The following is a 9,323-nucleotide window of genomic DNA, read 5'->3' on the forward strand; positions in this document are numbered from 1 at the left end:
CGCAGCTCACCCCAAGGCTGTGGAAGCAACACTTCGCGGCCAATCCGCTGCGATCCGATCTCTTCGAAATCTCGAAGTAGGCAAGGACGCCGGGCAGTTACCGCTTACGGCTAATGGTGCGCATGGTTTTGTGAGTGCTTCTGACGACATGCAGGTCATCTGCAATGAAGGCGACGAATCCAGGTTCACTGTCATCGCAACTGGATTTGACCCTTACGCTGAACTGGCGATACCCGAAAGTTTTTTGACTGAAGCAGGTGAAGGCTGGACTCTAACGGCCACGGTCAGATTTCGATTGCTGAGCGAGGGCACACCTACTGTTGTCGGACGCTTGCAGTCATCGATCAGGCAAGCTGCAAACGAACTGCACGCGCTGAAGACATCAATCGCTGAAGTCTCGTCGTTAAAAGTGGAGCTGGCCGAAAAAGAGGCCACACTGCAAACGCAGGCATCCGAGTTTGAGGCATTGCGCGTTCAGCTGTTGCGTGCTGAAGCGCAGCTTGAACTCCTGAAGGACTTGATGATTTCAGACTCGGACCTGGATCGTCTTTGATGAACTACGAAAAGGCTGCTGAGCAGATATCACGAAGACCTGCCGTACACCGACTCTGCTACGGAGCCTTCCTTCAATCTCCGATTTGGATCAGCCCGGACGTGCTGGCAGTGCCGCTTGCCTCATTGGGTTTCAATACAGAAGTTGGCTACGTTGCATCCTACTTACGCCAGTTCTTTGGCGTCGAGCTGACATCTGAGCAAACAACCGCGGGATTGGCGCAAGGTGCGGAGAGCTTGCCCGTGATTACGGTGATTTACTTTCCTGCAGTCAGTGCGCCGTCGGAGGTTCTCGAAGCCGCAGCCCACGCGAAAATCGAGCAAGCCGAACAAATTATTGCTTGGGTAAGCGGCGAACGCTTGACTGAGTTTGCTTACGTTACCCTGACCGACCAAGCCCCGCCGTTCTTTCGGATGGTGCCCCCTCACTCTCGGCGGCGGCAACACCTCGGATTTGGCAATACAGCCAAGGCGCTCCAGGAAAAAGTAGATCGCATCAGAGAGGCAGCAGAAGAAGACCCTCGTTTTGCTTTTGCCATGTCTTTATTCGCTGATGCGACTCGAGAGAAGAATCCTCTGTTCAAGGTGTGCCGGCTTTTTAATGTGCTTGAAAGCCTTGCCTACGCACTGAAGGGCGAAGAGATCAAGTCGCGCCGGGCGGTCAAGATCATGCTCAACCTTGAAGACGGAGCAATGTGTCACCTGCAAGTGGATGGGCGTGAAATCAGCTACGACCGCATCGAGATTGCGGGGCGACTGCGGGATAAGTTTTTTCACGGTACTCCATTTCGCGAAAAGGATTTAATTCCGGAGGCGAGGTCTGTCTTCTACCTGATTGAGCATCACCCCGAGTTGATCGCCGATACCCTCATGGCTGATTGCGAATTAGCGCTTGCCCGCTGGGCGAACAATGCATCCCCTGCGAGGGATGCTGCACGTGCTCGATTTGCAGCATGAACTTGAACGTTTTTGCATATTTCTTATTTCAATAAATTAGGTGAACTCATGATTCTGGTAACAGGTGGTGCCGGCTTTATCGGCTCGAATTTTGTGCTGCAGTGGTGCGGCCAGACCGACGAGCCGGTCATCAACCTGGATGCGCTGACCTATGCCGGCAATCTGGGCAATCTCGATTCGCTGAAGGGCTCGGGCCAGCATGTGTTCGTCCAAGGCGACATTCGCGATGCGGCGCTGCTGCAGCGCCTGTTTGCAGAGCATTCGCCGCGCGCGGTGGTGCATTTCGCGGCCGAATCGCATGTCGATCGCTCCATCCACGGCCCCGAGGCTTTTGTCGACACCAACGTGATGGGCACCTTCCGCCTGCTGGAGGCGGCAAGGACGCACTGGGGCGCGCTGCAGGGCGAGGCGAAGCAGGCGTTCCGGTTTTTGCATGTATCCACCGACGAGGTGTATGGCACCCTGGGGCCGAATGGCCCGGCCTTTACCGAAACCACGCCCTACGCGCCCAACAGCCCGTATTCGGCCAGCAAGGCCAGCTCCGACATGTTGGTGCGGGCCTATCACCATACCTATGGCCTGCCGGTGCTGACCACCAACTGCAGCAACAACTACGGCCCCTATCATTTCCCCGAAAAGCTGATCCCGCTGATGATCGTCAACGCCCTGGCGGGCAAGCCGCTGCCGGTGTATGGCGACGGGCAGCAGATTCGCGACTGGCTGTATGTGGAGGACCACTGCACCGCCATCCGCCGCGTACTGCAGGCCGGCACCCCGGGCGAGACCTACAACGTGGGCGGCTGGAACGAGAAGGCCAACATCGACATCGTGCGCACGATCTGCGCCTTGCTGGACGAGCTGCAGCCGCGCGCCGATGGTCGTGGCTATGCCGAGCAGATCACCTACGTGCAGGACCGCCCCGGCCACGACCGCCGCTATGCGATCGACGCGCGCAAGATCGAGCGCGAACTGGGCTGGAAGCCGGCGGAGACCTTCGAGACGGGGATTCGCAAGACCGTGCAGTGGTATCTGGACAACCCGGAATGGGTGGCCAGCGTACAAAGCGGGGCGTATCGGGAGTGGGTGGGCAAGCAGTACGGGGGCGCCGCATGAAGATTCTGCTGACCGGCAAGGATGGCCAGGTGGAGTTTAATCTGCAGCGTGCCGCCTATGTGTGTACCGGCGACAAGGCCAGCGTGTATCTGGAAACCGACGTGATCGCCCCGCAAAGCGTGACGCTGCCGGATTGGCAGGTTGGGGTTCGGCATATTCTTCAGCAGATTTTTTGAAACGCTTCTTCAAATCCCACCCATGACCCCGCGCATCGAAGAGTTGTTGAAGCAGCCGGAAGGCAAGACGCTTGAGTTCAAGCGCGACTTGTCGTCTCCGCGGAACGTGCTCAAGACGCTGGTGGCCTTTGCGAATGCGGCGGGCGGTTGCCTTGTGGTTGGTGTGGATGACGCCCGACATGTGCTGGGTGTTGCGGATCCGCTGGGTGAGGAAGAGCGCATCTGCAGCCTGATCGTCGATGCCATCTCGCCACGACTCATGCCGAACGTGGAACTTGTCAGCATGGGTGAGCGCACCTTGCTGATCGTGGAGGTTTTCCCCAGCAGTGCTTGCCCACACTATCTCAACAGCCTGGGCCCGGAACAGGGTGTTTACGTACGCTTGGGTTCGAGCAACCGGCAGGCGGGGGCAGGATGGATTGCCGAGAGGCACCACGCGGCAGCAGGCCGGGTGTTTGATGAGCAGCCGGTGCCCGAGCTTGGCCGGGACGATCTCGATCTTGTTGCTATCGAACGACTGCTTGGGCAGCAGCGCACATTGGATGATCAAGGCCTGCTGACCTTGAAATTGTTGCGTCCCGAACAGGGCCGCCTGATACCCACGCAAGGGGCTGTTCTCTTGTTTGGTAAGGCGCGCGAGTACTACTTCCCTGATGCGTGGGTGCAATGCGGTCGGTTTCGTGGCACGGACAAGGTCGAAATCTTCGACCAGCAGGACATCCACGCCCACCTGCCCGATGCGGTGGAGCAGATTGAGCTTTTCCTGAAGAAGCACGCATTCAAATCCGCCCGTTTCGGCGCGATGCAGCGTGAAGATGTGTGGAGCATTCCGCTGGCGATGCTGCGTGAGGCGATCGTCAATGCCTTGGTGCACAGTGACTATGCGCATCGCGGTACGCCGATACGGGTCGCCTTTTTCGACGATCGTATCGACATCGAAAGCCCTGGTCTGCTGCTGCCTGGGATGACCGTCGAAGACATGAAAAGCGGGGTGTCCCGCATCCGCAATCCTGTCATTGCTCGGGTGTTTCGCGAGTTGCACTTGATCGAGCAATGGGGCAGCGGCATCAAGCGCATCTTTGCCGAGGCCGATCGGCTGGGCCTTCCAGAGCCGCGCATCACCGAACTTGCCACTGGCCTGCAGTTGCGCATCTTCCTTGCACACCCCCATGTATCGGGTGTGCTGACGGAGACTGAGCCGTCACGCCTTCCAAAAGGCAGGTCACGGCTAGAGTCACGGCTAGAGTCACGGCTAGAGTCCTCTCTTGCAGCAAAGCTCGTCGTTTTGCTGGGCGCCCAGGAGGCAGGCAAGGCGGCGCTTGCAAAAGCGCTGGGACATAAGTCGGTATCCGGCGAACTGCATAAACAGATCCGCAACCTGCTCGATCGCGGCGTCATTGAAATGACAATTCCAGATAAACCACAAAGCCGATTACAGCGCTATCGCCTCACGGAAAAGGGGCACCAATTGCTCAAGGAACAGGCAGATGAATAACAGAAAAGGCATCATTTTGGCGGGCGGCTCCGGGACCCGCCTCTACCCCGCAACCCTGGCTGTCTCCAAGCAGTTGCTGCCCATCTACGACAAGCCCATGGTGTATTACCCGCTGTGCACGCTGCTGCTGGCGGGGATTCGGGACATCCTGATCATTTCCACGCCGCAGGACACGCCGCGCTTCGAGCAGCTGCTGGGTGACGGTAGCCAGTGGGGCATTCGCTTGTCGTATGCAGTGCAGCCTTCGCCCGATGGACTGGCGCAAGCCTTCTTGATTGGCGAGGAGTTTCTGGCCGGCTCGCTGTGCGCGCTGGTGCTGGGCGACAACATCTTCCACGGCCACGACTTTGCCGCGCTGCTCAAGCGTGCCGCTGGGCGGGATGAAGGGGCGACGGTGTTTGCCTATGCGGTGCACGACCCCGAGCGCTACGGCGTGGCGGAGTTCGACGCCGACGGCAAGGTACTGAGCCTGGAAGAAAAGCCCGCCAAGCCCAAGTCGCGGTATGCGGTGACGGGGCTGTATTTCTACGATGCGCAGGTGGTGGAGTTGGCCAGGCAGGTGCGCCCGTCGGCCCGCGGCGAGTTGGAGATCACCGATCTGAACCGCCTGTATCTGGAACGTGGCGCGCTGCAGGTCGAGTTGATGGGCCGGGGCTACGCCTGGCTGGATACCGGCACACACGAAAGCATGCTGGAGGCGAGCCAGTTCATCCAGACCATCGAGCACCGCCAGGGGTTGAAGGTGGCCTCGCCCGAGGAGATCGCCTGGCGTAGCGGCTGGATCGACAACGACGCGCTGTGCGCGCTGGCTGCGCCCATGGCCAAGAACGGCTATGGCCAGTATCTGCTCAACCTGCTGCAGGACAAGGTGTTCTGATGAATGTGATCCAGACGGCAATCCCCGCGGTGCGGATCATCGAGCCGAAGGTGTTCGGCGATCAGCGGGGCTTTTTCTTCGAAAGCTTCAACGCGCGACACTTTGCGGAGCTGACCGGGGTGGAAACGGAATTCGTGCAGGACAACCATTCGCGCTCAGTCAAGGGCGTGCTGCGCGGCCTGCACTACCAGATCCGGCAGCCGCAAGGAAAGCTGGTGCGGGTGGTGAGCGGCGAGGTGTGGGACGTGGCGGTGGACATCCGCCGCGCCTCGCCCACCTTTGGCCGTTGGGTGGGGGTGACGCTGTCCGCCGAAAACAAGCGCCAGCTGTGGATTCCCGAAGGCTTTGCACACGGCTTTGTGGTGGTGTCGGAGGTGGCGGAGTTCTTGTACAAGACGACGGACTACTGGGCACCGGAACACGAGCGCTGCATTGCATGGAACGACCCGACGCTGGCGCTGCCGTGGCCGGTGGAGGGCGAGCCGTCGCTGTCGGCGAAGGACAAGTTGGGGGCGAAGCTGGAGGAGGCGGAGGTGTTTGGGTAGCCTTATCGCGCTTACAGGCGCATCGATTGGATCCATTTCCCGGAAGGCTGCACCTTGCCCTCACTACCGACGAGCTTTGTCATCCCGCTGTTCAACCATCTCGCAGAGACCCAGGCGATGCTGGCGTCGCTGCGGGCTTCGTTGCCGCCAGACCTGGACTACGAAATCATCCTGGTGGATGACGGCTCCACCGACGGCACGCGGGCGTGGCTGGCAACGCTGAGGGATGCGCGCGTTCGTGTCCATCTCAATCCGCACAACCTGGGCTTTGCGCGCAGCTGCAATGCCGGAGTGGCCCTGGCCCAAGGGGACGTGATCGGACTGTTGAACAACGATCTACTGTTCGAGCCCGGCTGGCTGGCGCCCATGCTGGTGGTGCTGAACACCCCGCGCCTGCGCGCAGGCGTGGTGGGCAATGTGCAGTTTCGCGTGGCCGACGGGGCGTTGGATCACGCCGGGGTGCGGCTGAACCTGCGGGGCCAGTTCGAGCATATCCGCAGCCTGCCGGCAGGCGGGAGCGAGGCGGTGGAGATGCCGGCGGTGACGGGCGCGTGCATGCTGCTGCGCAAGGCCGACTTCGACGCGGTGGGCGGGTTCGACGTGCGCTATGTGAATGGCGCAGAGGACGTCGATTTGTGTTTCAAGCTGCGCGGGGCCGGCCGCAAGGTGTATCTGGCGCCGCACAGCCGCATCCGCCACCACGTGAGCCTGAGCCGCAGGCAGGTGGACGAGCGTAACGAGAGCAATAGCCGCGCCTTGTTTGCGCGCTGGCGCAAAGAGATCAAGCGCACTTTGGCACAGCAATGGGCGGCGCGGCTGACGGGTGCGGCTCAGACGGACGAGGACGACGCGCTGATGAGCACCCTGGCGCCAAGCTTCGTCGCCACACCGCAAACCGCTGGCCTGACGCTGGCCGAGGCCATGTTGCAGCAGCAGGAGCAGCGCTGGGCGCATCTGCTGGACGGCGCTGTGCCAGACGACGACTTGCAGATGCGCTGTCACTTTGCCGGATTGAATTTCGACGCAGCGCTGAATGGTTTTTCTATGGCCCAGACCGCACGCCTGACGGTGGACGCCCTACCCTACGCGCGCAACTTTTATGTGTGCGGTCGCACCCTGCCCTGCCCGGCTGGGCAGACTTTGTGTCTGCATATCGACATCAACGGCCTCCAGCAGCTGCGCATCCCGCTGCGTGCCAATGCAAGCTTCAACGCGGGTCTGGTGAATCCGTTATGGCTGAACGGCGCACCGAATGGGGTGGCTTTGCGGGTGGAGCTGCTGGACGAGGCCGGTCAGGTTTGCGGCAGTGGGCATGAGCGGGTGGTGGTGGAGCATTTTGTGGTGGATGAGCGAGTGGTGGAGGCCGAAGCCCGGCAAAAGCAGTGGCTTGAAGAGAACGCGGACGCCTTCGCAGCACAGGCGGACTGGCACGAGCACAACGGGCATCCGCTGGCCGAAGTCATCCCGCTGCTCAACCACCTTGCAGAGACCCGAGCGATGCAGGCGTCGCTGCAGGGGTCTGCAGTACGACCGCGCGGAGCAGACCTGGGTACCGGCTGGCGTGACCTATCCGCTCGCGCCGATTGATCGACGATAACAATAAATTCTCGAATAAACTGTTCTGTAGTCGAGGACTTGATAACGGATTTCGGGTCGAACAAACAAATTTCGAGGGTTCGATGGCGACGATTGGCTACGCACAACTCATCAGCCGACTCTCCTTGGCAGTCCGGCCGCTGGCGAAAGCGGCGGAGATCAGTGGTTCGGTGAATCGGCGCGTGGATTCCGCCGACCGAGTGCTCTTCCCGCGAGGTGTCGCGATCGAGGACTCGCTGGTCGGCCATCTTGAATTTGCCTTGCGCCACGAGGGCGTGAATCTCGAGGTAATCGATGCTTTGTTCGAGCACCTCCCGCCACAGGACTTGCTGGCCCGCTTGCGCCAGGCGCCCAACGGCGCGCACATTCGGCGGGCCTGCCATCTTTGGGAGTGGCTGACCGGGCAGGCGCTCCCGGTTGAAGTCTTGCCGGCAGGGGGCTACGTCGACCTGTTTTCTCCAGAGGACGTCCTTACCGCCAAACAGCCCACCAACGACCGCAAGTTCCGCGTACGCAACAATGCGCTGGGAACGGCCGACTTTTCCCCAACGGTGCGGCGCGCGGCATTGCCGAGCGGACCTTCCTTGCCTGAGCTCCTCGACAAGGCGCGGGAGACCCTGGCATCGGTCACCGACGCGGCGCTCCACGAGCGCGCGCTGAGTTATCTGCACCTCTCCGAGACGCGCAGCAGCTTCGAGATCGAGCGTGAGAGCCCGAGCTCGGACAAGCAGGAGCGCTTTGTACAACTGCTCCGGCGTGCCGGAGAAACGACGCAGGTCACCGAGAACTGGCTGGTGAGCCTGCAGAACGCCGTCGTGCGCGACGTCTATAGCCAGGAGGCCTCCTACCGCACCCGGCAGAACTGGCTGGAGGACGCCACCGGCCGCGTCACGTTTTTTCCGGTGCCGCAGGCCGAGCTTGCGCGTGCAATGAAGGGATGGGAGGCCTTCATCAACGACGACCACCGCTGCACCGATGTTCTGGTCAAGGCAGCCGCCGCCGCGTTCGGCTTCGTCTACCTGCACCCGTTCATGGATGGCAACGGGCGCCTGCACCGGTTTCTCATCCATCACGTGCTGACGCACTCAGGGCTGCTGCCGACTGGAACGGTGGTGCCCGTATCCGCCGTCATCCTGAAGAACATCCCGACCTACCTCGAGGTGCTTTCGGGTTTCTCCCAGCCGGTGACGCGGCTCTGGCGCTACGTGCGTGCTGAAGAAGCGCCTCACGTAACCGCGCATCCGGGGAGCCGAGCCTACCGGTTCTTTGATGCCAGCAGAGAAGTGGCTTTCCTGCACCGTATGATCCAGCAAGCCGTGGAAGATGAGATTCCCCGCGAACTGGCGTGGCTGAGCGGCTACGACAAAGCCTTCGCGCGGCTGGATGCAGCGTTCGATCTCCCCAAGAAGGATTTGTCGGCGTTGATCCGCATGGCGCAGTCGAATCGGGGGCGGCTCTCTGCGAGGCGGCGAAAACAGTTTTTCCATCTACCGGCCGACGTGCTGAACCGTGTCGAGGACGTCGTCCGGGAGTCGTTCGGGCTTATCCCGGAGGATGGTTCCGAGGAAAGCTAGGGTTGGCGGCCGTGGCAATAAAATTGGCTCACAACCAAGCCGGATTCTGAAGAACGGCGCCTTGCTGTGCGGGCTACAATGGGCTTTGGCAAGTCTTATATTTCATCGCACCCGTCATGTCCCGCAAGAAGCTCCCCATCGGCATCCAGACCTTCGCGCGCATCCGCGAGGACGATTGCTACTACGTCGATAAGACCGGCGCGGCGCTGCGACTGATCGAAGAAGGCAACTACTACTTTCTGTCGCGTCCGCGGCGCTTTGGCAAGAGCCTGTTCATCGATACCCTGGCCGAGTTGTTCGAGGGCAACGAGCCGCTGTTTCGTGGGTTGGCGGTGCACGGCCGGTGGAACTGGTCGGTCCGGTATCCGGTGATCCGCATCAGCTTTGGCGGTGGGGTGATCCGTGACGCTGCCGATCTGGAAACCAAAATTGACGAGT

At 60.9% G+C, this 9,323-nt stretch carries 10 protein-coding genes; all 10 read left to right on the forward strand.

Annotation, left to right across the window (positions count from 1 at the left end; genetic code table 11):
- The coding region (locus MXC99_RS00880; protein ID WP_247723747.1) for an ATG16 family protein at nucleotides 1–553 on the forward strand (553 nt) is incomplete at its 5' end.
- Nucleotides 553–1,509 carry a hypothetical protein gene (locus MXC99_RS00885; protein WP_247723748.1) on the forward strand — a complete coding sequence of 319 codons (957 nt, stop codon included), beginning with the start codon at nucleotides 553–555 and terminating at the stop codon, nucleotides 1,507–1,509. The genes MXC99_RS00880 and MXC99_RS00885, both read left to right, overlap by 1 nt.
- A 48-nt stretch (nucleotides 1,510–1,557) precedes the next feature.
- Complete coding sequence (gene rfbB / locus MXC99_RS00890; RefSeq protein ID WP_247723749.1) at nucleotides 1,558–2,622, forward strand: dTDP-glucose 4,6-dehydratase; 1,065 nt, start codon at nucleotides 1,558–1,560, stop codon at nucleotides 2,620–2,622.
- Nucleotides 2,619–2,798 (forward strand): hypothetical protein, encoded by a 180-nt coding sequence (locus MXC99_RS00895; protein ID WP_247723750.1) that lies wholly within the window; start codon nucleotides 2,619–2,621, stop codon nucleotides 2,796–2,798. The genes rfbB and MXC99_RS00895 overlap by 4 nt, the downstream gene beginning before the upstream one ends.
- 22 nt (nucleotides 2,799–2,820) lie before the next feature.
- Complete coding sequence (locus MXC99_RS00900) at nucleotides 2,821–4,293, forward strand: AlbA family DNA-binding domain-containing protein (protein ID WP_247723751.1); 1,473 nt, start codon at nucleotides 2,821–2,823, stop codon at nucleotides 4,291–4,293.
- On the forward strand, nucleotides 4,286–5,170 hold the full coding sequence (rfbA, locus tag MXC99_RS00905; RefSeq protein ID WP_247723752.1) for a glucose-1-phosphate thymidylyltransferase RfbA: 885 nt from the start codon (nucleotides 4,286–4,288) through the stop codon (nucleotides 5,168–5,170). Before MXC99_RS00900 ends, rfbA begins: the two co-directional genes overlap by 8 nt.
- Complete coding sequence (rfbC, locus tag MXC99_RS00910; RefSeq protein WP_247723753.1) at nucleotides 5,170–5,715, forward strand: dTDP-4-dehydrorhamnose 3,5-epimerase; 546 nt, start codon at nucleotides 5,170–5,172, stop codon at nucleotides 5,713–5,715. The genes rfbA and rfbC overlap by 1 nt, the downstream gene beginning before the upstream one ends.
- 54 nt (nucleotides 5,716–5,769) lie before the next feature.
- Entirely contained in the window at nucleotides 5,770–7,302 is a 1,533-nt protein-coding gene (locus MXC99_RS00915; RefSeq protein ID WP_282100113.1) for a glycosyltransferase, read from the forward strand.
- Nucleotides 7,299–8,885, forward strand: a complete 1,587-nt coding sequence (locus MXC99_RS00920; protein ID WP_247723755.1) for a Fic family protein — start codon at nucleotides 7,299–7,301, stop codon at nucleotides 8,883–8,885. Before MXC99_RS00915 ends, MXC99_RS00920 begins: the two co-directional genes overlap by 4 nt.
- Before the next feature lie 116 nt (nucleotides 8,886–9,001).
- The coding region (locus tag MXC99_RS00925; protein ID WP_247723756.1) for an AAA family ATPase at nucleotides 9,002–9,323 on the forward strand (322 nt) is incomplete at its 3' end.

The sequence above is a fragment of the Thauera aromatica genome (assembly GCF_023093595.1).
Classification (GTDB): Bacteria; Pseudomonadota; Gammaproteobacteria; order Burkholderiales; family Rhodocyclaceae; genus Thauera; species Thauera aromatica_A.